Annotated in this window: 27 protein-coding genes; 5 read left to right on the forward strand and 22 right to left on the reverse strand. The window is 40.0% G+C overall.

The window, feature by feature from the left end; all coding sequences use genetic code 11:
• Positions 1–8: 8 nt before the first annotated feature.
• From MMB68_RS00550 to MMB68_RS00575, 6 genes are all read right to left on the reverse strand, one after another.
• Entirely contained in the window at positions 9–941 is a 933-nt protein-coding gene (locus tag MMB68_RS00550) for a patatin-like phospholipase family protein (RefSeq protein WP_221783701.1), read from the reverse strand.
• 128 nt (positions 942–1,069) lie between these two features.
• Entirely contained in the window at positions 1,070–2,980 is a 1,911-nt protein-coding gene (locus MMB68_RS00555) for an ABC transporter permease (RefSeq protein ID WP_269871344.1), read from the reverse strand.
• The gene (locus MMB68_RS00560) at positions 2,967–3,734 is read right to left on the reverse strand and encodes an ABC transporter ATP-binding protein (RefSeq protein ID WP_221783697.1); all 768 of its coding nucleotides are present in this window, start codon (positions 3,732–3,734) and stop codon (positions 2,967–2,969) included. The genes MMB68_RS00555 and MMB68_RS00560 overlap by 14 nt, the downstream gene beginning before the upstream one ends.
• Positions 3,731–4,087 (reverse strand): DUF1093 domain-containing protein, encoded by a 357-nt coding sequence (locus tag MMB68_RS00565; RefSeq protein ID WP_221783695.1) that lies wholly within the window; start codon positions 4,085–4,087, stop codon positions 3,731–3,733. The genes MMB68_RS00560 and MMB68_RS00565 overlap by 4 nt, the downstream gene beginning before the upstream one ends.
• Before the next feature lie 87 nt (positions 4,088–4,174).
• On the reverse strand, positions 4,175–5,209 hold the full coding sequence (locus MMB68_RS00570) for a sensor histidine kinase (RefSeq protein WP_221783693.1): 1,035 nt from the start codon (positions 5,207–5,209) through the stop codon (positions 4,175–4,177).
• A 1-nt stretch (position 5,210) separates the two neighbouring features.
• Positions 5,211–5,882, reverse strand: coding sequence for a response regulator transcription factor (locus tag MMB68_RS00575; RefSeq protein WP_221783692.1), 672 nt, complete (start codon positions 5,880–5,882; stop codon positions 5,211–5,213).
• 325 nt (positions 5,883–6,207) lie between these two features.
• Here MMB68_RS00575 and MMB68_RS00580 point away from each other — a divergent pair, with 325 nt between their 5' ends.
• Positions 6,208–7,026: a squalene/phytoene synthase family protein gene (locus MMB68_RS00580; RefSeq protein ID WP_221783690.1), complete on the forward strand. Its 819-nt coding sequence runs from the start codon at positions 6,208–6,210 to the stop codon at positions 7,024–7,026.
• 35 nt (positions 7,027–7,061) lie between these two features.
• Here the strand turns inward: MMB68_RS00580 and MMB68_RS00585 are convergent, their stop codons facing one another.
• On the reverse strand, positions 7,062–9,011 hold the full coding sequence (locus MMB68_RS00585; protein ID WP_221783688.1) for an FUSC family protein: 1,950 nt from the start codon (positions 9,009–9,011) through the stop codon (positions 7,062–7,064).
• A gap of 156 nt (positions 9,012–9,167) precedes the next feature.
• Positions 9,168–9,428, reverse strand: coding sequence for a metal-sensitive transcriptional regulator (locus MMB68_RS00590; protein ID WP_013058561.1), 261 nt, complete (start codon positions 9,426–9,428; stop codon positions 9,168–9,170).
• 445 nt (positions 9,429–9,873) lie between these two features.
• Here MMB68_RS00590 and MMB68_RS00595 point away from each other — a divergent pair, with 445 nt between their 5' ends.
• Together MMB68_RS00595 and comJ are read left to right on the forward strand one after the other, a co-directional pair.
• A complete protein-coding gene (locus MMB68_RS00595; protein WP_223269005.1) occupies positions 9,874–10,248 on the forward strand; it encodes a NucA/NucB deoxyribonuclease domain-containing protein in 375 nt (124 codons plus the stop codon).
• Between the two features lie 35 nt (positions 10,249–10,283).
• Entirely contained in the window at positions 10,284–10,691 is a 408-nt protein-coding gene (gene comJ / locus MMB68_RS00600; protein WP_221783686.1) for a competence protein ComJ, read from the forward strand.
• A gap of 33 nt (positions 10,692–10,724) precedes the next feature.
• Here the strand turns inward: comJ and helD are convergent, their stop codons facing one another.
• The 3 genes from helD to MMB68_RS00615 form a co-directional block, all read right to left on the reverse strand.
• Positions 10,725–13,043, reverse strand: coding sequence for an RNA polymerase recycling motor HelD (gene helD, locus MMB68_RS00605; RefSeq protein ID WP_221783684.1), 2,319 nt, complete (start codon positions 13,041–13,043; stop codon positions 10,725–10,727).
• A gap of 243 nt (positions 13,044–13,286) precedes the next feature.
• Positions 13,287–13,412, reverse strand: a complete 126-nt coding sequence (locus tag MMB68_RS00610; protein ID WP_014458690.1) for a hypothetical protein — start codon at positions 13,410–13,412, stop codon at positions 13,287–13,289.
• A 140-nt stretch (positions 13,413–13,552) separates the two neighbouring features.
• The gene (locus tag MMB68_RS00615) at positions 13,553–14,068 is read right to left on the reverse strand and encodes an enoyl-CoA hydratase/isomerase family protein (protein WP_221783682.1); all 516 of its coding nucleotides are present in this window, start codon (positions 14,066–14,068) and stop codon (positions 13,553–13,555) included.
• Between the two features lie 242 nt (positions 14,069–14,310).
• On the opposite strand from MMB68_RS00615, the gene MMB68_RS00620 reads away from it, so the two are divergent.
• Entirely contained in the window at positions 14,311–14,679 is a 369-nt protein-coding gene (locus tag MMB68_RS00620) for a winged helix-turn-helix transcriptional regulator (RefSeq protein ID WP_014458688.1), read from the forward strand.
• Between the two features lie 23 nt (positions 14,680–14,702).
• Here MMB68_RS00620 and MMB68_RS00625 read toward each other — a convergent pair whose 3' ends face one another.
• The 8 genes from MMB68_RS00625 to MMB68_RS00660 all read right to left on the reverse strand — a co-directional run bounded on the left by MMB68_RS00625 (position 14,703) and on the right by MMB68_RS00660 (position 22,348).
• A complete protein-coding gene (locus tag MMB68_RS00625; protein WP_221783679.1) occupies positions 14,703–15,917 on the reverse strand; it encodes a cytochrome P450 in 1,215 nt (404 codons plus the stop codon).
• A 169-nt stretch (positions 15,918–16,086) separates the two neighbouring features.
• Complete coding sequence (locus MMB68_RS00630; RefSeq protein WP_013058570.1) at positions 16,087–16,482, reverse strand: DoxX family protein; 396 nt, start codon at positions 16,480–16,482, stop codon at positions 16,087–16,089.
• Positions 16,483–16,637: 155 nt separating this feature from the next.
• Positions 16,638–18,059, reverse strand: a complete 1,422-nt coding sequence (locus tag MMB68_RS00635) for a glycosyltransferase family 2 protein (RefSeq protein ID WP_221783677.1) — start codon at positions 18,057–18,059, stop codon at positions 16,638–16,640.
• 44 nt (positions 18,060–18,103) lie between these two features.
• On the reverse strand, positions 18,104–19,327 hold the full coding sequence (locus MMB68_RS00640) for a nucleotide sugar dehydrogenase (RefSeq protein WP_221783675.1): 1,224 nt from the start codon (positions 19,325–19,327) through the stop codon (positions 18,104–18,106).
• Positions 19,320–20,846: a glycosyltransferase family 2 protein gene (locus tag MMB68_RS00645; protein ID WP_221783673.1), complete on the reverse strand. Its 1,527-nt coding sequence runs from the start codon at positions 20,844–20,846 to the stop codon at positions 19,320–19,322. Before MMB68_RS00645 ends, MMB68_RS00640 begins: the two co-directional genes overlap by 8 nt.
• 2 nt (positions 20,847–20,848) lie before the next feature.
• Positions 20,849–21,049, reverse strand: coding sequence for a hypothetical protein (locus MMB68_RS00650; protein WP_221812531.1), 201 nt, complete (start codon positions 21,047–21,049; stop codon positions 20,849–20,851).
• Between the two features lie 18 nt (positions 21,050–21,067).
• The gene (locus tag MMB68_RS00655; protein ID WP_221783669.1) at positions 21,068–21,415 is read right to left on the reverse strand and encodes a DUF2642 domain-containing protein; all 348 of its coding nucleotides are present in this window, start codon (positions 21,413–21,415) and stop codon (positions 21,068–21,070) included.
• Positions 21,416–21,673: 258 nt separating this feature from the next.
• Complete coding sequence (locus tag MMB68_RS00660) at positions 21,674–22,348, reverse strand: C40 family peptidase (protein WP_043978437.1); 675 nt, start codon at positions 22,346–22,348, stop codon at positions 21,674–21,676.
• Between the two features lie 184 nt (positions 22,349–22,532).
• Between MMB68_RS00660 and MMB68_RS00665 the strand changes: the two genes are divergently transcribed.
• Positions 22,533–23,822, forward strand: coding sequence for a globin-coupled sensor protein (locus MMB68_RS00665; protein ID WP_221783667.1), 1,290 nt, complete (start codon positions 22,533–22,535; stop codon positions 23,820–23,822).
• Positions 23,823–23,862: 40 nt separating this feature from the next.
• On the opposite strand, the gene MMB68_RS00670 is transcribed toward MMB68_RS00665, so the two are convergent.
• From MMB68_RS00670 to MMB68_RS00680, 3 genes are all read right to left on the reverse strand, one after another.
• Entirely contained in the window at positions 23,863–24,393 is a 531-nt protein-coding gene (locus MMB68_RS00670; protein WP_013058578.1) for an HTH-type transcriptional regulator Hpr, read from the reverse strand.
• 195 nt (positions 24,394–24,588) lie between these two features.
• On the reverse strand, positions 24,589–25,452 hold the full coding sequence (gene rsiV, locus MMB68_RS00675; protein ID WP_221783665.1) for an anti-sigma-V factor RsiV: 864 nt from the start codon (positions 25,450–25,452) through the stop codon (positions 24,589–24,591).
• The gene (locus MMB68_RS00680; RefSeq protein WP_221783662.1) at positions 25,449–25,949 is read right to left on the reverse strand and encodes an RNA polymerase sigma factor; all 501 of its coding nucleotides are present in this window, start codon (positions 25,947–25,949) and stop codon (positions 25,449–25,451) included. Before MMB68_RS00680 ends, rsiV begins: the two co-directional genes overlap by 4 nt.
• Between the last annotated feature and the right edge of the window lie 100 nt (positions 25,950–26,049).

Here is a 26,049-nt window from a genome sequence, read left to right on the forward strand (position 1 = left end):
AGCTCCTGTTACGGGAGCTTTCTTCGTGTCAGCTGACGTCCGGTCCGATTCATTTTATGCTGTTCAAAATCCCACTTTTCTAAAAAACGCTTTGCGGATATATAACCAGATTCATATAAAAATTCGATTTCTTCTTCCTTTAAGGCAAAATCCGTTGCCGTAATCACACCGGTTGGAATTTGCACCGTTCGTTCTTTTGTCTCCGCGTTCAAATACCGCAAATCGTGAGCTTGCAGCATCGTCGTAAACATACTTTTAAATAAATGGACCGGGGTCGGAATAATAGCGGCTGTATCAATTTCTTCTTTTACAAATCGAAAACCAAATGTCGGGAAACGCGGATGCTCCGTATCAAACAGCCAAATCGGAAAATTGCTTAAAAGCGCTCCATCGACAATGTATGACCTCTTGAACCCTTTGGACTTCCAGATGACGGGACGAAAGAAAAAAGGAATGGACGCACTCATCATCACGGCTTGTGAAATCTTCATATCGCTTCGCTGCATTCCGTAGCGAGGCAAGTCGTCAGGCAGCACAAGCATCTGTCCGTTCGAAATGTCTGAGGCAATAATTTTCAGCTTATCTGCCGGCAAATCCGCAAACGTTTCGATTCCTTTTTCACGCAGCAGACCATGCACCCATTTTTCCAAATAATCATTTTTATAGAAACCTAAATGAACCATTAGTTCAATCAAGTTTCCAATCAAAGGAATTCGGTTAATGATCGTTTTCCCGCGAAACTTAGCATAGTCCATGTTTTGAAGCTCCCTGCGAATTTCACTGCTTTTATAGCCACTCGCTAAAAGTGCCGCAATTAACGCTCCGGCTGACGTACCTGCTAAACGCTGCCATTCTACATTGCTTTCTTCCATCGCTTCAATCGCACCCGTGAATGCAATTCCTCGAACGCCTCCCCCTTCAAATACAGCATCTGCTTTCACATTTCCCCCTCCAATACCACTCTCTACTTTTTATATACCCTTTTTTTATATTCAGGGTTTCATTACTCCATACCTTTTATTTTCCCAACAAAGAAAAGACTGTTTCTTTAATCGAAACAGTCTTTTCTTTACAGTCGCTTTATTACCATTCGGTAGTAATTCATTGTCAGCCAGTAGAAAAAGAAATAAATAATCCCGTATACTGCATCCGCTATTAAAACAGGGACTATCAGACTTTCACCGGTTAGGTTCGTAATGACCTTTAGCGCAAATAGACTGTGCAAGATGCCAATCACTAAAGGCAAACCAAACGTAAACAGCTGCTGCTTTCGAACGGCGCTCATCATTTGAGATACTGAAAACCCAAGCTTACGCAGAACTTCAAATCTTTTGCGCTCTTGTTCCGCTTCGGAGATTTGCTTAAAATAAATAATACTGCCCGTTGCCATCAAAAAGACGAGCCCCAAAAACCCTCCAATAAAAATAAACAATCCTTTACTCATTAAGCCTGCCTGAAACACATCATAGTATGAAGTACGTCTTTCGCCAGCTTCTTTTGCGATTTGATGATAGTTCTTAGCAAGTTCATTTTGTTTGTTTCCATCACCTGTATTAAATACGTAGACCGCTTGCTTTTGTCCAGCTTTTAAAAGCTTGTTAAATGTATCGTGGTTGACTACAAACTGATAGCCGGCACTGTCAGAATCAAGAATGAGCAAAGGCTCGGATTTAACGACTTTTAAAGCAAGCTCTTCTGATTTGTTCAGCTGCACAGCTGCGGTTTTACCTGTACTAGGCTTAAACACTTTTCCTTTTGCCATTGAATCAAAAATAACGGTTTCGTTTGCACTTAGCGCAGGAACCGAAACGCCATTTTTCCGCACTTCTTCTTCATCTAAAAAGCTGATTTGTTCCCTATCTTTATAGTAGCCCGATGTAATAAATCGAAAATCCGATAAATCAGCGGAGTGCTTCACGATATGATAGACATACCGATTTGATTGGATATCTAGCTCATCCAGTACATCCATAAATTCTTGCGCTGCTTTTTTGCTGTGCAGCGTATAGTCATAAGGCTGCATGCTTCTGGCGTCGGCTTTTGTGTTATAGTACGAGGAATACGTCACACCAACTGCTACAAGTGTAGTAGCCGACAAGATCGTAATTAGGGTTAACACTCGTGCGTTTGCTTTAATTCGATACATCATAGTAGAAACGCTTAGCATATTTGCAAACGAATAATATCGGCTTGCATGCTCTCGGTAAAGTCCCATCAGCCACTCAATTGTGGCTTTAAAAAGTAAAAATGTACCGAAAATGACCGAGAACAGTACAACGGCTACAATTAGAAAAAACTTAGGCGTCACAATGTTTCCCGATGAAAGGTAGTACCCATAGCCAACGAGTAAGATACCCAGTCCTCCCACTACAATTGAGCGTTTCGAATTCATTTTATTTACGCGCTCACTTTTGCTTTCTGCTTGAAACAGATCTAATAGCGTATAGCGGTACATAATAAAATAGCCTTGAAACGATATAAAAATGGTAACAATCAAAAACACTACGGCTGTTTTTAAAACCGCTTGAAGAGAAAATGTGAGCGTAATAGAAAGCGACAGTCCCATAAGCTTTAGTAAAAACAGCACAAACAGCCTTGAAAACACGGTACCTAGTAAAATACCGACCACCAAAGAAAAAATCCCCAGCAGCATATTCTCATAGAAAATCATTTTCCCAATCGTACGCTTTTCAATACCAACTAAATGATACAGCCCAAGCTCTCTCTTACGCTGTCTGATAAAAAATGAGTTTGTGTACCAAATAAAGACAACAATAAAGGTAAGGAGAACGTAGTTTGAAGCATTAAAAATGCCCTGCAGCCTCAGCTCTTCTCCAATCACCTTTGAAATCGATTGGTCGTACTGAAGCGTAGCAAACACATAGTACACAATAATACTAAAAATCATTGAAAAGAAATAAAGGCTGTACCGGCTAATATTTTTGCGCATATTCTTTTTAACAAGATCAAATACGGTCATAGCCTTCACCGCCTAATGCGCCTTGAATGTTCATAATTCGTTTGAAAAATGCTTGTCTCGTTTGTTCGCCTTTAAACAGCTCCGTGTAAATTTGTCCGTCTTTAATAAACAGCACGCGGCTGCAGTAGCTTGAAGCCAGCGGATCGTGCGTCACCATAATAATCGTGGCACGGTCTTCTTGATTTAATTGCGACAGCTTTTCAAGCAGGCTTGAAGCAGCTTTTGAATCAAGAGCTCCGGTAGGCTCATCGGCGAAAATAACAGCTGGATTCGTAATCATTGCTCTCGCTGCTGCAACGCGCTGTTTTTGTCCGCCAGAAATCTCATACGGATACTTATCCGCTAGCTCATAGATGCCTAGTCGCGCTGCGGTGTCTTTCAGCTTCGCTTCCATCTCTTTCTTAGACATTTTTGTAACCGTAAGCGGCAGAAGAATATTTTCTTTTACCGTTAACGTATCCAATAAATTATAATCTTGAAAAATAAACCCTAAATGATTGCGTCTGAAAGCAGACAGCTTCTTATCTTTCATGAGCGCCACGTTTTCTCCTTGAATCCATATCTCGCCATCTGTGGGACGGTCAATCGTTGAAAGAATGTTCATCAGCGTCGTTTTTCCCGCTCCAGATGGTCCCATAATACCGACAAACTCTCCTTCTTCGACTGTAAAATCAATTCCTTTTAGCGCTTCGTATACATTTCCTCTTGATCCAAACGTTTTGGTTACATTTTTCCCTTCAAGAACAATGCTCACTTTTCCTCCTCCTTTCGTTCTTTTGTAGGCCACACGCTTTTCACCCGCTGCGGCAGCTCATTTTTTGTTATAATGTCATATTTCCGAACTTCATTGCCTCGAACGAAAAGGTCAATAACCGTTCCTTCTTTTAACTGTTTAATCGTTGTAAACGTTTGAAACGTTGTTTGTCCTTTTTCGTTTATCACTGAAATTGTATATTGAACTCGTCCATACTCATCCACTTTTTTTGCTTCTTTTGGGATAATCCCGTATTGATGCTCCGTTGCGGCTTTTTGATAAATCTTTACTCCTCCTATACCTGCTCCTACAACCAAAAGCAGAGCTAAGAGGCTAATCCACTTTCGCTTCATGTACGTTCCCTCCTTGTGTATAACTCTACCTTACTTTGAAACAAGGAAAGATTCGTTTGAAGCAGATGACAATCTCATCGTGCAATCTTACATTTTTGAAAGGTTATCAAAAGAATTCGGTTTGTAGAAGGTCAGAATCACCGTGGTTCCTTCGTGTAAAAGTGAATTCACTTCTATTCGATGGCCAAGAGCATCTGTAATTTTTTTTGAAAAATACAGCCCTAGCCCCGTAGCTCCCTTCGTTTTTCTTCCAGCATTTCCTGTGAATCCTTTTTCAAAAATCCGGGGAAGATCTTGAGTTGGAATCCCTTTCCCTTGGTCAGCGATAAATAACTTTACGTACTTTGGCGTTTCTTCACTAAAAAAAGAAAGCTTTCCTTCTAGAGGGCTATATTTAATGGCGTTAGACAGCACTTGCCTCACAACAAACTGCATCCACTTTGGATCAGTGTGCACCAGTATGTCTAGATTTTTTTCATCAATATGCAGTTTCTTTTCAATACACCATTTTGAGAAGTACGCAACGTTTGGAAAAACAAGTTCACTTAGCGACACTGCCTGCACCTGATAATCTTTTTCTAAGTACTGCAGGCGTGCAGAATATAAATTCTGATCTACTAATCCGTCAATTTTCATCCACTCATCTTCAATATCCTTTAGCCAAGGCCATTTATAAAGCTCTGTACGATGAGCATTAATAAGCAGCTTCATTGCAGTAAGGGGCGTCTTGATCTCATGAACCCAAGTCGTTACATATTCCTGTTGCTCTCGCTGCTGTACGTGAAGAGCATGAGTTTGTCTGCGATACACACGATCTATATGCTGCAGCAAACTCAGCATGTCTTCATCTGCTTTTGTTCGAACATATGGCTGCATTTCTTGTAAATCGTACGCATCATTCCGTAGCATTAAGCTTAATTTTTTTAAGAATCTTCTTTCTTTTACTCCTCTCCATAAAAGAAACAGAATCAGCAGACACAGCGTTAAAAGATTCAAATACCAAAACGAAGTGGACGACACCTTAATATCATACTCAAGCAGCAGCAGAGCATCGATTACACTCAGCCATAGAAGAACAAATAAAATCCAGCTTAGTCTTTCTCTTAAAAAACTTTTCCACATCTTAATTCACCAAATATCCTTGGCCTTTTTTGGTCACAATTTTATCATTCAGCCCGATTTCTTCCAGCTTGGTGCGAATGCGTGTGATGTTGACAGAAAGCGTATTGTCACTTACAAATTTCTCATCTTCCCATAATCTTCGCATAAGCTCTTCTCGCGATACAATCTTGCCTCGTTCTTCCAAAAGAAGCCGTAAAATAAAAAATTCATTTTTCGTTAAATGAATTTCTTGATCGTTGTAATGCAAACTTCCTTTTTTTAAGTCTAGCACCGCGCCGTTCCACTCGATAACGTCTGAAATCGTGTCTCCATATGAATACGTTCTGCGCAGAAGCGCCTGCACTTTAGCAACAAGAACATCTAAGTTAAACGGCTTTTGAATATAGTCATCTGCCCCAACATTCATTGCCATAACAATATCCATTGGATGTTCACGAGAGGAAAGAAAGACGATAGGAGTTTTTGAAACTGTACGTATTTGCTGACACCAGTAAAACCCGTCATATACAGGCAAATTCACGTCTAAAATAACAAGCTCTGGGCTTTCTGCAATAAATACTTCCATTACCTTTTGAAAGTCTTCTACTCCAGCCACTTCAAATGACCACTGTTCAAATTTCTCTTTTACTAATTCATATATTTTATCATCGTCTTCTACAATTAAAATTTTCATACATTCACCTCTGTATTGTCCTATATATTATGTATAACCCACTGTTGAATACTCTCTTAAAAGCTCACCTAATTCATTAGCATGACAGCAATTTTCTTAAAAATAAACCATTTATTTCTTTAAAACGAGGAATGAACGAGTATTATCGTAGTGTAAACTTGTATATGTTACAAGTTTATCTGTTCAAATACTACAAAATAATGACAATATCGTTAATAAGTAATCTTTAAACTCCATTAAATGCTCATTTTTTGTTACTATAGTATATAAGATGAAAACTTAAACTAATTTGACATGTGGATATGTAAAAAGGAGCTAGTTATCAATGAGTGTACCCAACAAATTACGCGACAACGCAATGGTGATGTTAAAAGAGACAAGCCGAACATTTTTTATTCCAATTAGCCACTTGCCGGCAGAATTGCAGGATGCAGTAGGATCTGCTTACTTATGTATGAGGGCAATTGATGAAATTGAAGATCACCCTGAGCTAGAAGCCGGTGTAAAAAGCCGCTTGCTTTACGCCATTAGTGACCTGTTAAAAAAGTCTTTTAACGAAGACGAGTACATGGCATTAGTAGGTCCTTATCAAGCTGATTTACCTGACGTAACGCTTCAGCTCGGCAACTGGATTGCGCTTTGTCCGACTGGAGTTGCAGATCAAGTATTAGATGCAACTTCTATTATGGCCAAAGGAATGGCCGATTGGGTAGAAAAAGACTGGCATATTCAAAATGAAGCGGATTTAGATGACTATACGTTCTACGTAGCTGGTCTAGTAGGTGTGATGCTTAATGACATTTGGAAATGGTATGACGGCACGGAAACAGACAAAGACTTAGCTATTGCGTTTGGACGCGGCTTGCAGTCTGTTAATATCCTGCGTAATACCTCGGAAGATTCAGAGCGCGGAGTCAGCTTCTTTCCTAACAATTGGAGCAGAGAAGATATGTTTGCCTACGCTCGCCGCAATCTTTCACTAGGAAAGAAATATTTAGAAGATGTTAAATCGCTTCCGATCCTTCATTTCTGTAAAATTCCGTTAGCGCTTGCTGATGGAACATTAAACGCCTTGATGAAAGGAAAAGAAAAAATGACGCGTGACGATGTAAATAAAACGGTAAATGAAGTTGTGGATATGTAAAAACGAAAGCACGGAGCCCCTGGACTCCGTGCTTTTTATATCTCTACCTGCAGACTTTCATATAAAGCGACTATTTCTCCTTGTATAATAGGGTAGTGTTTCAGGGTCGGAACACTTGAAAGCTTTGGCGCTCGTTTTTGCTCAGCTGCTGCAGCTAGCTGAGCAAATGTTTCCTGAAGCTCTCGTTTCTCCGTTTCTGACAGCTCATACCCTTCAAACGACGCAAGAAGCATATAACCTAACTGCTGTGTAGCGACAACGGCAGGCCACAATCCTTCCAGTTTGACGGCCGTTTTAGAATATTCTCCAATCACATTATCGTACAGCGCCCGAAGATTAACGAGTTCGCCTTGAAGCTTATTTCTTTCTCGTTTAATTCTTTCTTCATCTTGTTCGGTGCTTAGCATTTCTAAAAACTGTCCTTCTTTTCGTATCACATCTCCGAGCAAATACGGCAAACGAAGTGAAGAAGCTCGTTTGAAAATTAATACCGTGCCGACCACTCCAATAACAGAACCAATGACAATATCAATCACTCTAGCAGACGTAAAATAGCTAATCGCTTTATCCGGATGACCGCTTTCAGCAATTAAAAGAGCATTGGGTGTGATAAAGAGCGTGCCGAGCGCGTAGTTTTTAACAATTACAATTTCAATCGTCGACTGAAGCACAAAGACAATGAGCGCAATGACGATTCCCGTTGGTTCAAGCATCAGAATCCCGGTTCCAATTAAAATACCTAAAATGGTTCCGACAGAGCGCTGAATACCTCGCTGAACCGTTGCACGAACGGTTGCTCCAAGCATCACTCCCGCGCACGTAAGCGGAATCCAGTAAGACCTCGGAATATTTGTCGTGTAGGCAACGGCTGCGGCGATGATCATAATAATTCCGTAGCGCAAAGCATTTTTAAGTACATACGAACGTTTGTGAAAAGCAGCTTTTAACCGTGTTTTTACGCTGCCTTGTGAAAATTGAATATACTCCGTTTCTTTTAATTCTTTCATTTGAAGAACGTCATTTACATCCAATAGCAATGTGCGCAGCTCTTCTTTGATGGACAGCTTTTCAATTTCTTCACGCACGTCTCGAATTTTTTTATGTTTTTTTAACGTGGCCATTTCAGATGCGAACGTTTCAATCACCGCTTGTGCTTTTTTAGAAACAGCTGGATTAAAATCGTTCGCAGCGGCCATCACAAAGATAAACAGCCCTTCGGCTTTTTGATTTAATAAAAACAGACGATGCGCAAATGATGATTTTTTTCGATTAATTTTCGCTTGTTTCATCGCTGTTTCCGCTGCTCGAAGCTCGACAACCGTTTTATGCTGCTCGGCGTGAAACGATTCCGTACCAAGAGACCCGACAAATGAAGCTAGCTGCCTGTACGCTTTCGCCACAGCGGCAGTTTCAGGTCCGCGCGGGTTAATAAGCCAGCCGCTCATGCTAATACACCAAGATAGTGTCCCTCCTAAAAAAACAAGTCCTGCGTGCAAAAAAACAGCCTGCAAATTCGGCGCTGGAATGCTCGTGCTCACCGCAAATGAAAGGACAAAAAACATGGCAGAAGGTCCTGGAATTTTTAACGCTCCGAAAACATAAACCGATACAGCTCCAATCACACCAAATAAAATAGTTTTCATCCAAGCTACGTCAGCAAATAATGAGCCGAGTGTAAAGCAGAGCGTAACGCCAAGCAAAGCTAAAAATAACTTAACGGCACGCTGCGCATAAGGCTCATCTTTTGTATATAAATATGTAAAGCCTCCAATGCTTGCAATGAGTCCGTACTGCAAATGATCAAACAAAATTCCTATTAAAATCGGCAAACTTGAAGACAAGCCTGAGCTGATCCCTCTTACCCACGGAGAAGAAGCGTGGTTAAAGCGAAAAGCAGCTTTGATTCCCGGCGCTTTTGGAGAAGCCTCAATTTTATGATGAATTTCCGTATGATTATATGTTGGTGACTTTTTGTCATCACTCACCTTGACCTCCTCCTTTCTCTCCATATATCTTTCCTGTTCTTAAAACGAGATAAACCTAAAAAACCGCTGTTCCTATCCGTATTGTGTTTAGGAACAGCGGTTTTTATCCTTATGAGCAGCGTACAGTGAAAACAAAAAGCAGATGAAACGAATGTCTCATCTGCTTTTTACTAACAGCTCTACTGCTTCTTTTACTAAGTTTTCCGTGTTCTCGCCTTTTTCAATGCTTTCTCTTACGCATTGTTCAAGATTGGTGCTGACAATAACACCCATCGTGCGATCAATTGCGCTTCTGGCTGCTGAGAGCTGTGTCACAATGTCACGGCAGTCTTTTCCTTGTTCCATCATATTTAAGACACCTTTTAACTGACCTTCAATACGTTTCAAACGATTTTTAACTTGCTTATCATATTCCATCATACTACTACCTCCGCTCATGCATGATTGCGTTTCTTGCTTTTAAGCTGTACGCAAGAAGTAAATGTATACACAACTTTATACCTATTAGGGTATGATGTCAAGTAAAGGAAGTATACTCTTTTTTGCACTGCTGAGATTTCTTTTCGTTACCTACCTCTTCACACTCCATTTAACCTGACTGGTAAGCAGGTTCACAATAAAAAGTATAATTCCCGGAATATTACGCAGCCTTTTTACTCCTTACAGATAAGACAAAAAGATCATTTTTACATAAATGTTAATACTTGTTTACACCGTATTTATTGTCCTGTAATCTAAACTTAGCAATCTGAGAGTATAGTTAAGCTGTAAAAACGACTTACACTGGAGGTTTGAGATGGCTACATACGGGAAAAAATTAATGGCAAGTCTATTCATTATCATGGCATGTATTTTAGGATTTATGGGACATGCGGCTTTTTTAGCTCCTGAAAAAACGGAAGCTGAAGTAAACTATGATGCGACGCTTTATTTTCCGTTAGACCGATATCCTGAAACGGGTGATCATATTCGTGACGCAATTGCCGCTGGGCACTCTTCCGTTTGCACGATTGATCGCGACGGTGCTGAAGCGAACCGAGAAGAATCCCTGAAAGGATATCCGACAAAAACAGGTTATGACCGTGATGAATGGCCAATGGCTATGTGCGAAGAAGGCGGAGCAGGAGCTGACATTCGCTATATTTCACCTTCTGATAACCGCGGAGCCGGCTCATGGGTTGGAAATCAGTTAGAACAGTATCCAGATGGTACACGCGTACAATTTATCGTGCAATAATAGCAGAACAAGCTTTATTTTGAAGAGGTGAAATCATGAAAACAAAATGGAAAGAACAAGAGCTAACCATGTCTTATCATCAGTTTACGCTATTTCAAAAAGGACAGCCAAAGCCCCATCACGACTGGAGTGATGAAGATATTCAAAAAGGATATGTCGCAGACGACAAAGCTATTTCATTTGAAGCCGTATCGAACACAAAAGCCATTATTGAAGTGTGGGTAAACGAAACTCCAGACGCATCACGGGCTGAAAAGACCACTCGCCTTCCTTTTCACGTCGAAAGCGATGGGATTGAAATCAAAAGTGTCCTATCTGAAACCTTAAGCTATGATATTCCAAACGGGTATTATTACGTCACATGCCTGACCATTCCTCTTCAAGAAAAAACAAACTCAGGCCTTTATTTAGTGAAGTATTTGCTGCATTTTGAAGGTCAGTAATAAAAAGAAGGCAGCCTACTGGCTGCCTTCTTTTTATTGACCTTGATAGTCATAGGTTTCTTTATTTGATATAAACGGGCTGATTTCACCAAGTGAGAACAAGTGCAGCTCATGCATCGCTCTTGTACATGCTGTATAAAATAAATTACGCTCGTATTCATCTTGGTAACATTCACTCGATGCATTGTAAATGATGACGGCATCGAATTCAATTCCTTTTGCTAAGTAAGCTGGCAGAACAAGCATGCCTTTTTCAAATGAACTTGTTTCTTTTGTCAGCAGCCTTGCAGACATCGCTTCAGGCAGTGCTTGGAATGCCTGAAGACTTTCCTCAGCTGTTTTGGCAATAACAGCAATTGTTTTATAGTTTTGCTGCTTCAATTCATTAATTTTGTGTATAATTGCCTCATGCAACTCTTTGACGTCGCCTGTAGCCGCCACGGTCGGTTTCGCTCCATCTCGATTAAACGGCTCGATTAAATGACCGTTTGCCACCATATCCCTTGAAAACTCCACAATTTGACGTGTTGATCGGTAGCTTCTCGTAAGAGTCAGCGTTTCTGCTTCTTTCTCTTCGTACAGTTCGCTTGAAAGAATGGTCGGTGCGTTCAAGGCGTGCGCATAGATCGCTTGATTCAAGTCTCCAAGCAGCGTCATTCTGGCATGCGGAAACAGCTCTTTTAAAAACGCCAGCTGAAAAGGTGAATAGTCCTGTGCTTCATCAATAAACAAATAGCGAATGACAGGATTGGCTTTGCGCCCTTCAATTTGATCTTTTATATATAAGTAAGGCGTTACGTCTTCATAAGACAGCTTCATGTTCATGACTCTGTGCACCGTGTTTTTAGCAGTGTCTTCCCATCCCTCTACGTGGGAAAAAAGGTGATTTCTTTCAAACAGCTGCATATAGATACGGCGAATGTCGATAAATTTAAGCTGCTTGATGGCTTGCTTAATAAATTTCATTTTTTTAGCTACAACCGCTTTGGCTAAATATGCTTGTTCCCGGTCGAAATCATCAAATGAGCTTTCCGTATAGCCTTCCTTTTTCTGCAGGTGCTGATAGGCCTCCACATAATCTTCTTTTTCCAAAAGCTGAATTTCTTCTTGAACCCAATCTTTTTTGCGCTCAAGTTTTTCAAGCTGATTAATGAGTTTAAGCGCCCATTCCGCTACGAGCTGCATCCTGTTAGGTATGGAAATTTCCGTATCAAGCGAATAGAAATAAGACAGCAAACGCCGAGCAGATAACACGATTTCGCCGCGAAACTTAATGTTTTTAAAAATGATGTCTTTAGTAGACAGTTCTTCAATATAGGCATCTGCCTGCTTTTTAAATTCACGGCTTGCTTTGTAGCGAATTTCCTGCATTTTTTGCTTTTTTGCCGCAGCATCTTTTTCCGTTAGCAAATATTCGATTTGAACGAACAAGTCCTCCACTTCAAACTCGTTTCCTAACCGGCCATCGGCATATTGCTGAAACGTTGTTTGTTTCATATTGTCTTCTCCAAGCTCCGGAAGAACGGTTGAGACGTAGCTGTTAAAAAGCGGATTTGGTGAAAACAGCATCATGTTTTCTGCAGTCAGCTGCTTTCGGTGATGATAGAGAAGATAAGCCACGCGCTGAAGAGCTGCAGAGGTTTTACCGCTCCCTGCTACCCCTTGAACGATCAGCACTTTATTTTTTTCATTTCGAATAATTTGGTTTTGTTCTTTTTGAATGGTCGCTACAATACTTTTCATTTGACTGCTTGCATTGTGTCCGAGCACTTCTTGAAGCAGCTCGTCTCGAATGGTAATCCCTGTATCAAACATGCTTTTAATTACGCTATTTTCGATAATAAACTGACGCTTTAGCTTCATCTCGCCTTTAATCGCTTCACCTGGCGTTTCATACTGTGCTTTTCCAGGCGAATAATCATAATAAAGACTCGAAATAGGCGCACGCCAATCATAAATTAAAAACTCTTCATCTTTTTGATCCATTAAAGAGCCCACGCCCACATAAATAGCTTCCGCTTCTTTTTCACCATTTTCTATAAAATCAAAACGCCCAAAATAAGGGGATTGCGTTAGTTTTTTTAATGTTTTTAATTGATCATACGCTTGTCTATGGGTAATTTCACGTTCAGCTAAAAGTTCTGCCTGCTGCTTAATGCTCGTAAATGTCTCAATCACGTCATCTGGCTCATCCATATTAACCGTAACATCGTCCCAAAACGTGCTTCGCAAATCGACAATTTCACCTTTTACGTTTCCTACGCTTTTGCCTATCTTTTCAGCTTTTTGGCTGATTTCTTCTACTACCCAATCAACTCGCTGCTGTTCTTCTGTTAAATTTTTATCTTTCACTTATCCACACCCCTTACACACGTTACCCGATAACAAAACTTGTTACCGGGTAAAAGCGATCATTGTTTATTTTTTCAGAGTCTACATACTTCCCTACTAAGTTCGTAAATCCCTGCTATGTAACCATATTATGTCTTAATTTCCACCGTTAGTATACTGAAAAATCATGAGCTCCACAACAAAAAGGGCTGAGAAACTCTCAAGCCCCTTATCTTTATAAGTTGTTCCTCTACTTATTAGCTATTACTGTTTCCAAAAAGTTAGCATATGAATGATGGCTGTCACCACTTCTACTCCTTGAAACGCCAGTAAACCTGCTGCTGCCGCTGTAAACAATCCGACTACCGCTTCTTTAAAAATGAATGGCATTGATACCAGCTCCTTTGCTTATTTAAAATAAGTAGATTTGTTATCATTCTACTCCTTTTTTCAGAATTTTCAATACCATTTTGTCAATGAAATAAAATAAAAGCGCTTTCACTTTATAGGAAATAAAGTGAAAGCGCTTTTTAAGCTTCCTTTTCTAATGCATTGAGCGCAAGTGAATATTCTAATCCTTTCCCTTTTTGCACAACGTGCTGCACTTTTCCCATGTTGCATGCTTCTTGCGCACTAACAGTCATACCGTTTGTTAACTTGAGCTGCACAGGTTCTTCCGCAATTCGTACGTCGCATGCTAAAGCTAACTCATACCCTCCGCCAAACGTAAAGTTTGTAAGAAGCGCAATCGTTTGTTTGGCACTGCATGAAATACGCTGAAAAATCGCTCGAGCTGCTACTGCATGAATCGGCTGATAAAGCCTTCCTGTTTCTTCTCGTAGGAAAGAGGTTGTTCTATGATCTCCGTTCATTTTATAGTACTCTCCCATGAATACAATAGATCCAACCGACGAATCGTGCTGCAGCTCATTCATCGTTTCTTGCAGCTCATACATAACTTCGCTGTTCAAACGATTAAGCATCGACTGATTCATTCGTATAACCGCCACATGATTTATTTTTTCTACTTTGATAAATCTTTTCATCGTTCCTCCGCCCTTTCCCCTGTCGTCCTTTATAAATAAAGCGCTTTCAAAATATTTCGCTTTTTAATAGAAAAGTTATTTTCATAGTTTCATCATACAACAAACTCATAATTATTTCCATTACTTTTTTAATTTTCCGTCAATAATCCCATGAATCATTTCCATGTTTTTATCAAATAAGACGTGCTATAGTATAAACAGCACAAATGCAGCTGAACTCACTGATAAAAGGAGTAATCACTATGAAATACGACTTAACAAAATGGGAGCCTCACGGCTATTCTTGCCCTGTGGAAGCAGCCGTTGATGTAGTCGGAGGCAAATGGAAAAGCGTCATTTTATATCAATTATCTAAGGAACGCCGGCGCTTTAATGAACTGCGCAGACTCATTCCTGGCGTAACGCAGCGAATGCTCACGCTGCAGCTTCGCGAACTCGAGCGCGACGGAATTATCCACCGCGAAGTCTATAAACAAGTTCCGCCTAAAGTAGAATATTATTTAACGCCTTTTGGAGAAACTCTCATCCCTATTATCGAGCTGATGTTTCAATGGGGATATAATCATACCGATAAAATTGCTGAAGCGAGAATTCAGGCAGAAAAAGAGTAAAAAGCACGCAAAGCGTGCTTTTTTTATACATGTTTTCGAATCAATAATTCTTTTAACCCATACACAAATGTGCTTTCAATCGGCTTTAACTCAAATGCCGGGCTCCAGTCCATCTGCGGATAGCGGTCAATCAGCTCAGCCAGCATAATTTTTGCTTCTATTCGAGCAAGCGGTGCTCCTAAACAAAAATGAATGCCTCTTCCAAATGCCATGTGCACATTTGGCTTTCGATCGATTTTAAATACATCCGGGTCTTCAAAGTACTCCGCGTCTCGATGCGCAGATCCCATCCATGGAACGACGTGTTCGCCCGCTTTTAGGTTCTTGCCTGCAAGAGTCACATCTTCTTTTACGATTCGGTGAAGAGCCTGAACGGGTGAACGATAGCGAAGAACTTCTTCAATCGCAGAAGGTAAAAGTTCTTTTTCTCGTTTGAGTCGTTCAAAAGAAGCTTTGTCTTCCATTAAACAATAAATCGTATTTGAAATTAAGTTCGTGGTTGTTTCGTTTCCTGCAATCAGCAGCAAAATGGAAAACCCGACGATTTCTTCATCCGTTAGCTGCTTCCCTTCTTCTTTTGCCTGAAGAAGCACGGAGATAATATCATCCCCTGGATGCGTGCGTTTTTCTTCAATGATTTTATAAAAATAAGTTTCTAGCTCATCATTTGCTTTCATTTTCTCTTGCTGCAATTTTTCGAGCGTTTCACGTTCGTTATTAGAGGGACCGGCTACGATAATATCCGACCAATCTTTAAACTGACGCTGATCTTCTATCGGCACGCCTAAAATATCGGCAATTACCATAACCGGAAGCGGATAGGACAAATGCTCGACTATATCAATATCTTCAAGATGCTCCACTTCTTGTAATAATTCAGCTGTAATACGCGCAATTTTAGGCTCCCATACTTTCATTGCTTTAGGCGTAAAAGCTTTATTAACAAGCGCTCTCATTTCAGCATGCTTAGGCGGATCAATATTAATTAGGCTCGTTCCTAGAGCAGTTTGTCTTTGGTTTTGTGGAGGTCTTCGATCAGAAGAAAAAATATTCTTTTGTTCTAGCACTTCTTTGACCCCGTCATAGTGAAAAACATCCCATACCTGCCTTTCTTCATCCCATTGCACAGGCGCGCTGTTTCTCATCTCTTCATACCATGAAAAAGGATTAAAGCGCTCTTCTTTTGATTGAATTGTATTCACTTGACGGACAATTCCGTTTTCTCTTTCGGTTTTCATGTTAAAACCTCCCCGTATCGTTCAAATAGAATGACTATGTAGTCATCTATGACCAAATAGTACCATATATACGAATTTTCTTAAAAATGATAGCTGTATATTTTAGTAAAAATGAATCGATAGAAGGATATTTTTTACAAAAAAGGGTAGGCGCATAGCGCCTACCTTTTTAAGAATAATGTTCTTCTGGTTTTTGTAATCGGTTGTCTAACGCGTACGCGCCGCTTCCTGCTAGAATCATATGAAGCGAAACGACAAAAAGGGCAACCTCAAGCTCATAGCCGCCTGTAAAACCAGCACCGCTTTTCGCTGTAAAAATAGCGCCAATCATCACAATCGCAAACAAGACACCGATTAAACGCGTTTGAAATCCAAGAATCATAGCGGCTCCCCCTACGAATTCAATAACCGCAACCGCATAAGCGAAAAACGCAGGAATGCCCATGCTGTGGAAAAAACCGACCGTATTATCAATACCGCTTTGGAATTTGCCAAGGCCATGAATAAAAAACGTTAGCCCTAACATAAGACGAAGTAAAAACGTTCCAAGCTGATAGCTTTTCATTTCTTTTCCTCCTTTTTTACTTTTGTCTGCACATGTAACAATTTTAGTTACAACTGAGCACAAATTCAAGGGGTTAGAACAGAAAAACAAGATATCAGCAAATTTCTTTATCTCATTTTAAACGTTTCTTTTGGAAGTAAGGCAATACTCCCTGCTCAGTCGCGCTGAAGATACGATAGAAATGCAAAAATATGATCCTGAATAATGAGTTCTGCCGTAGGAGAATGGCTCTTTAATGATAGGTGTTCAGAATATCGAAATCGGTTAAATTTATTTACATCAACATGGTGAACGGCCTGCACATGAAAATCTTCTATTATCGCTTTTACTTGGGCAAGAGGCGGTATCACAAGAGACTGGAGTCCAATTTTTTGCAGGCACTCTCTGCTTATAGCATGAGGAACAGCTGTCATCGAGCTCATTAATAAATCTTTTCTTCCTACCGTCTCATTTAACACGTACTTCCACCCCTGCACAACATGCGTGAGCTTCGCTTCATCTTCACATACGTTTAAAGCTACATCAACGCCGCTCGCTACCGCTGAAGCAAACGGATACAACTCTTGAGCTGAAAGAACAAAATCCCCGTCTATAAAGAGAAGTATATCTCCCGTTGCTGCAAGGGCCCCCGCAGCTCTTCCGCAATCATGCCCTAAGCGCTTATCATAGACGAGGGTTTTGACACCCATTTCTTTGGCATACGCCTCCGACTGATCAGTGGAACCGTTAATCACGACAATGATTTCTAACGGCTCAAGTTTTCTTGCTTCTGCAATCACTTGTTTGATTGTTTGTTCTTCGTTGCAAACCGGAACAATAACAGACAGCTGTTTGCCTCCATAAAAAGAAGATAATTTCCCCCAGCCGTGCTCCACAACTGGAATGGGATGCGCAAGCATATCCACTCGCTTTTTAAGATTTGACTCCAGCGTATAGTATGTTTGAAGAAGCTGCTGATAGGATTGAATTCGCTCTTTGCTGCGCAGCGGGCGATCAAACGGACGAAAGCTTCCTTTCCCCTGTGTTTCAATCGACATAGACATGCTTACTCGGTGCTGTGTTAAAAATGTCACAAATAAAGAAAGAGGAGGCAGCTCCCAGTAGTTTTTCAACACGCTTAACTGTACCCCGTAAGGCGCTTTTAAATAAGCGTTGGCACGATGAGGCTTCCCAATCGCATGATGTAAAACCGTACTCCACGTCAGCTCGCTCCGGTTAAAAGCATTCATTTTCGTTTTTCCCCACTTGTTTAGTACCACATCGCTATATTCAAATAACAGCGGCTGAACAAAACGCTCAAGCTCGGAAGCCGAAAGAACAATATCTCCGTCTACAAATAAGACGGCATCTCCTTTGGCAGTCTTTGCTCCTTCCATTCTCGCTTCATGTGGAGACATACGCTTTTCTATTACTTTTACCGTGCACCCCTCTTCTTTCGCTATCTTCACTGAAGCATCCGTACAGCCATTTGCGACCACAATAATCTCAAGCACGTTCACTTTTTTAATTTGCTTAAGCACGTTTTTTAACATTTCTTCCTCATTGTAAACGGGCAGAACGACAGAAAGAGTTTTCATTGATATCCCCCCTAAAAAAAGAACCACTGAACAATTCAGCGGCTTCATTCATTTAAAATACCTCTTGTATCCACAACTTTTTTTGCGTATTTTACAATCGACCAATCGATTTGACTGTGATCGGTTAACACAAGTACAACATCGCTTTTTTCAACTTCTTCTTTTGTCAGCGGGACAGATAAATACGTTTGTTTATTTAATATAGCGGAGTCAATGTAAGGGTCATGATACGTCAGCTCATATCCTTTTACTAAAAGACCTTCACATACCGTCAGCGCCGGTGATTCACGCATATCATTTACGTCTTTTTTATACGCCATGCCTACAACAAACACGTGTTTCTCATTTGCTGCCAGCTGCTTTTCAACACGTCTAATTACTTTATTTGGCATTTCTTCATTAATATGATGAGCAGCTTCAATAAGTTCGCTCGTTAACCCATTTTGCTTTAGTTTCCATAAAAAATAAAGCGGATCAACGGGTATGCAGTGTCCTCCAATTCCGGGACCTGGATAATACGGTGTGAACCCAAACGGCTTAGTAGATGCCGCCTGTAAGACCTCATGAAAATCAATCCCTAATTCTTCGCACAGTTCATTTGTTTCATTCACCAACGAAATATTGACAAGGCGCTGAATGTTTTCAAACAGCTTGCACATTTCCGCTACTTTTGGAGAAGAAACAGGTACGACTTGCTGAAAAATACTTTCATAAAACGTCTGCACGTGATAAAGGCAGTCTTTGCTGTAGCCGCTAATCACTTTTGGAATATACTCAATGTCGTACGACTTGTTTGCTGGATCGACTCGCTCTGGAGAGTAAGCTAAATAAAAATCAACTCCCGCTTGCAAATCAGACTCCTTTAAAATAGGTAAAACGACTTCTTCAAGCGTGCCTGGATAGGTAGAGCTTTCATAAATAACGGTTTGTCCTTTTACCATATGTTCTTTCAAAAATGTAGATGCGCTAATAACGGGTCCTAGGTCTGGGTTATGATTCTCTGTAATAGGAGTTGGCACGGTCACCACTACATAATCGCATGCTTGAAATGCGGAAATACCTTTTTTCAGTTCATATGCTTGAAAGTTTTTCTCACTTTGAATCACATCATTACGTACATCTGGAATATAGCTTTTCCCTTGTTTTAGCGCTTCAATTTTCCGGACGTCAATATCAAGTCCAATCACGGTGTAGTTTTTCTTAGCAAACAAAAGAGCAAGCGGCAGTCCCACATACCCTAGACCAATAACGGCAACTCTTTTATTCATTCTTCAACACCTCAAACAAAAGATCATGTCTTCGTATGTCAGGAAGAAATTCGCCTCTTTCACTAGTTTGGCCAATATAATATGCAAGGGCCTCAACATAATCTCCTAAAATGCGCTGCGTTGATGCCGCCAAACCTTTGACTTTCATGTGCTCCTTTCGAATCCGATTTGTCCGCGCCACATCTACAAAATGAACAGGCTGAACCGTAAAGCCGTACATGATACTTTTTAATTGAAATAAAGGCGGAATAATAAGAGATTCGTAGCCCACTTTCTTCATTACATCCCGTTTAATTGCATGCGGAATCGCCGTCGTTGTATTAATCGTTAAATCAGGACGTTTGCAAACAAGATTAAGGAAATATTTCGCCGCACTTACCGAGTGAATAGGATGCACTTCGTCAAGCAGACACTCTAAATTATTAAGCACTACATCAATTCCTTGATCAGCAGCTTCTAAATACGGACGTAAATTTTCCGCAGAAATAACAATATCTCCGTCTATGAACAAGCAAACTTCACCGCTGCTGTACATCGCACCGATTGCTCGAGGTACATTATGCCCAAGCCGCTGCTTGTAATGAAGAACAGTAGCTCCGGCTTCATTAGCTCGCTTAACCGTTACTTCATCGGCTCCGTTGGCAACCACTATGACCTCTTCCACTCCGGCTTTTTTTACTTCTTTAATCACGCTTGAAATCGTTTCTTTTTCTTCCCCTACCGGGATAACAGCGCTGTACTTAACGCCTGCTTTCCGTTTTACATTTGGTGTATAAGCTGAAACAACTTCTCGATTTCGATCGCCGTCTGTTAGTCCGCCTCTTATTCCTTTTTCTTCGATAAGATGAGCTAACGCTTTAATGTGATCTCCAATAATATAAGTAGTGGAAATAGGAAAAGGGGAATGGGTGGGAATGGTTTTATGAGTGTTTCGAATTTTGTTTGTATAAATAACGTCTGAAGAATACGGTGCAACAATTGACATTCCTTTTAAAAGAGCAATCGTTTGAGCGAGGGGGGGATGAGCTAAATTCTCATATCCAATTTCAGCAGCCGATGTTTTTTTTATGGCATGAGGAATGGCTGTTAATGCTTGAACGGATAAATCTTCACGCTGCAAGCATAAGTTCAGCATGTATTTTGCAATAGAAACAGAATGAGGACGCACCTTGCGTTTCATAATCCACGTAAGGTCGTTTAATGCTATATCATGACCGATTTCTATAGCTTGCGTATATTTTATTAGCTCTTGATGAGGAACCGCGATATCTCCGTCCAAAAAAAGCAAAATTTCTCCTTTTGCTTTTTTTGCCCCAATGGCTCTTCCAATATTAATGCCAAGAGCTTCCTCATAATAAATGACGCGGCAGCCTGCATCCTCGGCAATTGCCTTAGTTCCATCACTAGCTCCATTTACGACGGCAATAATCTCAAACGGCTTTATTTTTTGAACTTCTTTAATTACAGGTAATAATGAATCTGCTTCGTTACAGGCTGGAATAATCACTGATATTTTCAAACTTACTCAACTCCGCTGAAAATTCGAACATAGGTGATGGCTACCTGTGGAATGGTTACGTCCGTTGGCTCACCATATGAGCTTGATGTACGCACAACAGCCGCTGCGTCCGTAACAGCAAGCAGTGTTCCATTAATAATGTCAATAGCTGTGATAATTTGCACAAATGAGCCGACATTTTCTCGTAATGCATGTTGAAACATACTTTTCTCTCCTTTCGTTTAAGCGCTTTGAATAGTAACAATGCTTGTAAATGGAAGTAATACCATTGATGTTGAAGACTCTAATAATTCTAAATAATCACCTCCTACAAACGTCACAACACCTTCGAGTGAACCAGCCGTTGTTTCAATCACAACTTCTTGTCCGATATACTGCTCGGCAATTTCTCTAAAAGGTGATTCTTGAGATTCTTTAATAATACTTATTACATATTCTTTAAACGTGTCAGAATAAACGACTTCTTCTACTGCTTTTTTTATGTTTTCCTGAATAAATTCAGCAAATTGATTTGAAAACAACAGGTGTTTTATCTTTTCTATATAGCGACGGTAACAACAAAAAAACATAAAGTTTGTTCCTCCTTTTTATACTGCTATCCCTTCCAATTACCTATAACCATTGACGTAACTCAAGAGATTACTTTACTAATATATACAAGCTTTATCAGAAAGGTGACAGAACTTTTGGCGTATTTCCATACAAATACGCACATGACTAGCCCGTTTTGCTTATGATTACTTCCTACTTCCTCCTACCTACTGAAACCCAAACAAAAAAAGACAAAGCTCCTAAGCTTTGTCTTGTCTTATCTATTAAATAAAGAATCAGTTGGCTGCAATACGCTTTGCTCCTATATAGCGCTCTTTCCAATAGCTTGAATTTTTATCGCTAATTGTAACGCCTTTAGAAGACGATGCGTTAATAAATTTTCCGTCTCCAAGATAAATGCCTGCATGAGAAGGGCCTTCTTTGTACGTTTCAAAGAACACAAGATCTCCTACCTGCGGTTCACTTACATTTTCACCTGCTTTATAGATATCTTCAACCGTTCTGGGAATATCAACGCCTACACTTTCTTTATATACATACTGAAGATATCCGCTGCAGTCAAATCCTGAAGGTGTAGTGCCGCCCCATTTGTACGGCGTGCCCATTAAAGATTTTGCTTTGCTGATTACTTTATCCGTATTCACTTCTGATTCGCCTTCTACAACGCCGCCTTTACCTAATGCATTGTATGTATTCTCTCCAACAACTCCATCTGCTTCTAGGTTGTGTTTCTCTTGAAAAGCCATAACCGCTTTTTTTGTTTCATAATTAAAATAACGCGATACTTCGCCTTTTAAAAATCCTTTATCTTTTAACACCGTTTTAACTTGTTCAACATCATCATTTGTCATCCCTTGTTTTAAAACCGTGTCGCCAAACGCAGCGTGTCCCATTGCCGGACTTGCAAATAAAGCTCCTCCTACAAGAAGCGCCGATAGCATTTTTTTCATTTCGTTTCCTCCCCGAATCATGTTTTAAGCACCGTACAACCATACCATCTGCGGATAACAATTCAATTAATAGAAGATAACAATTTGATAACAATCTTCTTAAACAGCCTCAACTCTTGGATGTAAAACGCCGAAATATAAGAAGAAGAGAAAACAACTATTCTAGCAAATAAAGGTGATAAACATGAATTGGTTTAAACGAAACAAAGCGCACGCCGAAGCAGCGGCTGTCGAATTCATCACTGTAAAGCTTCATGTATCGGACCCGATGATAAAAAAGCAGATTAACATGATTTCCTTAACAGCAGAGGATCTCGAACGGATTGCCAGATTTCAAGTTCACGCGCTGAATGCCATCGAAGAGATTGTGAACGATTTTTACAAAGCTATTGGCGAACAGCCCCATTTGGTTGCGACTATCGAAAAGCACAGCAGCGTCCATGCATTAAAACAAACGTTAAAACGGCATATTTTAGAAATGTTTGATGGACAAATAGACGATGCTTTTGTGGCAAAACGTCAAAAAATTTCCAAGATGCACGTTAAAATTGGACTTGAGCCAAACTGGTATTTGTGCGCATTTCAAAATTTATTTACTTCGCTTCTTTCAGTATGTGAACGTGCGATGGAATCAAAAGAAGAATGTCTGGCTTTTATTGCAAGTATGACAAAGCTTATTAGTCTAGAACAGCAAATTGTATTAAAAGCCTATGAGCTTGAATATGACGAGCAGCGCGCTGGACTTCAGACTCAAAAAGAGAAAATTCAGCTAGAAATCTCGCGTACATCATCTATCCTTTCTTCGTTATCTGAAGAAACGAAGACATTTATGAATCAAATGCACAGTCAGTCTTCTGACGTCGTTTCTTATGCAAACAAAAGCTCTGAACTAGCAGAAGTCATTGAGAAAGAATCTGTTACAAGTCAAGCAAAATTAAAAGAAGAACAAAACATGCTTGGAAGCATACAAAAAAATACGTCGCTCATTCAAAACAAAATGAAAACGCTCGAACATACATCACAGCAAATTCATCAAATTGTTTCGATTGTTACTTCTATTGCTGAGCAAACGAATTTACTAGCATTAAACGCTTCAATTGAGTCTGCTCGAGCGGGCGAGCATGGAAAAGGATTTGCAGTGGTGGCACAGGAAGTACGGAAGCTTGCAGAAGAAACGAAGAAATCTATTGCCAATATTTCCACTTTTATCGGAGACATTCAAAAACAAATCGAAAGCGTCTCGGCATTAGGCGGAGAAGTCGCTACATTAACAAAAGATACGGCTGACAATATGAACAACATTACTTCTTTTTTCACGAACGTTCTTAGCATAACAACCGAGAACAAACAGCAAACCGTTCTAACAAAAAAAGAGCTTGAAAAAATAGCTGACGTAATGAAGCAGCTGTCTCTGCGAATTGAGAAGATGGCCCATTCCTCGGAAGAACTTGAACGGTTAACTGAAAAAAATTGATATGCAAAAAAGCCTTCTCAGCTTGCACAAGAAGGCTTTTTTATTTTTTTAAGCTAGCGGGCTCTTGAGAAGAACGTTCGATAAACTGGACAAAATCCTCTCCGTATATGCTTCGAATCAGAGCCGTCAGTTCCACAAAGTCAGGCAGCTCTCCGTAAACATCTCGCAGCGGCATCGCTCCTTGAAACAAAGGATTTTCAAGAGGGTTATAATCCTCAAGCGTTTTTAAAAACATCTTTTTGCCTTCTTCTGTGAGCTGTACGTATGTATTCCGCTTATCTTTCTCATTTTTAGAAAGGGTAAGATAGCCTCGCAAGTGCAATTTTTTTGCAAAGTTAAAAGCTGTGGATAAATGCATGACGCCTAGCTTTGAAATGTCGGTCATCGACGCAATTTCCAGCTGATAAGCAATCCCCAAAATGTGATGCTCATTAATGCTCAGATCGTACGGCTTAACCCACTGCTCCCAATCCTTTTCAGTAGACTTCCAAAGAGCTTTGCTTACTTGCATCACAAGCTGATTAAACAGCATGGCATCTTTAATTGTATCTTGATTTAACGTGCGTTTCACCTCTTCACTTCCTCTCTAGAAATGCAACCGATCACATCATTTTCTCCTAAGACTTTATAAACAAAAAGAATGAAAATATATACAAAATATTATACATGATTGCTTATATATTTCAACTTATTTTGCATAAAAATAAATTTTAACGTTTCTTTATGTAAAAAACAGGCGTGAACATTCAGCGTCCACGCCTGTTTTTTAATGAATATACCGTTTACCAACCAGAAGGTTTGAAATAACGTCCGTTGGAATTTCAAACTCAACGTTTCCCATATATCCTGGGGCGACTTTGTATTTATCAAATACAATTCTAAGCTTATGATCTTTTGTAATGTAGAAGGTTTGATTTTCAGCAATCTCTTTAAAAGGATCCATATCTTCTTCAGTCAGCCAGTAGATTTTGCCTTCTTCATGTTTCATTTGATCTTTCATTTGCTGTTTAATATTTTCACTAATGACCTCTATATAGCTTTTATCTTTGAACAAACTTGGAAGCGTAACGAGCACTTCGTGTTTTTTATCAATCGTGTCGTACTGATTGACGCTCGACGTTGAAGCTCTCGATTGTTCCACATATCGATGAACCACAAGCAAATCATCGGTATCCGTCATAATATCATAGCCGCTGCTGACAGCCACGTTTCCTTTCTCTCCTTTTTGTAATGTTTTTATTTCTTTTTTAAACTGTTCATACAGCTGCTCGTTTTCTTTTATATACTTTTCATTCAAGCTTGTTTGAAGACCTTTGTTTTCCAAGCCTGAAATCGATGGTGTTTTCACGTCAATACGAGAATGCTTTTCTTCTTGCTTTAGTTCATCAAATGTGATCACTTCTACTACTTTTCCAAGCACAGGAATTTTTGCCATTGCATTTGCCGCGTCTGGACTCACATTCACCGTTGTGATAAAAATCATCGCTGCTGCCGCAATTGCGCTCGGCCAAATATAGGATTTCTTTTTACGAGGATGTGAAGAAAGTGCCTTTGCAACAACATCATCTAATTCCTCTGGAATAGGAATGTCATGATACTGCTTCTTTAACTTTTCTATTTTTTCATTCATTGTTCTAAGTCCTCCTCCGTCATCGTAATCCGCAACAGGTTCAACGCTCTGTATAGCCTTGTCTTGACCGTATTTACATTTTCCTCAATGATTTCCGCAATTTCGTCCATTTTTAAATCTTCGAAAAAACGCAGAATAATAATGGTTTTATATTTAAGCGGCAGCTGATCCATTGCTTGCTTTAAATCGATATCTTCATACTGATCTTCACGTCCGCTGCTCAAGTACTCAAGCGCTTCATCTTCCATAAGCGTTAAACGTTTATGCTTGCGCAGGAAATCGATTGCTGTTCGTACAACAATTTTATAAAGCCAGCTTTTAATCGATTGAATATCCTTGATACTGTCCATTGAAATGAGTGCTTTTTTAATCGATTCTTGCACAATATCAAGCGCATCTTCTTGATTTTTTACATAGCTGAAAGCAAGCCGGTAAAAATCCGCTTTATGCTCGGTTACGCACGCTACGAGCACCTGATGTGCATCATGTTTTTTCATCGTCTTTCATACCCTTCTATTTTCTCTTGCTGAAGTACATCTATAAGGTAGACGGAATGAGTAGAAAAATAGTTTGGTTTTTTTTAAAAAAAGTAAAACT

The organism is Priestia sp. Y58 (assembly GCF_029522095.1).
GTDB lineage: Bacteria > Bacillota > Bacilli > Bacillales > Bacillaceae_H > Priestia > Priestia megaterium_E.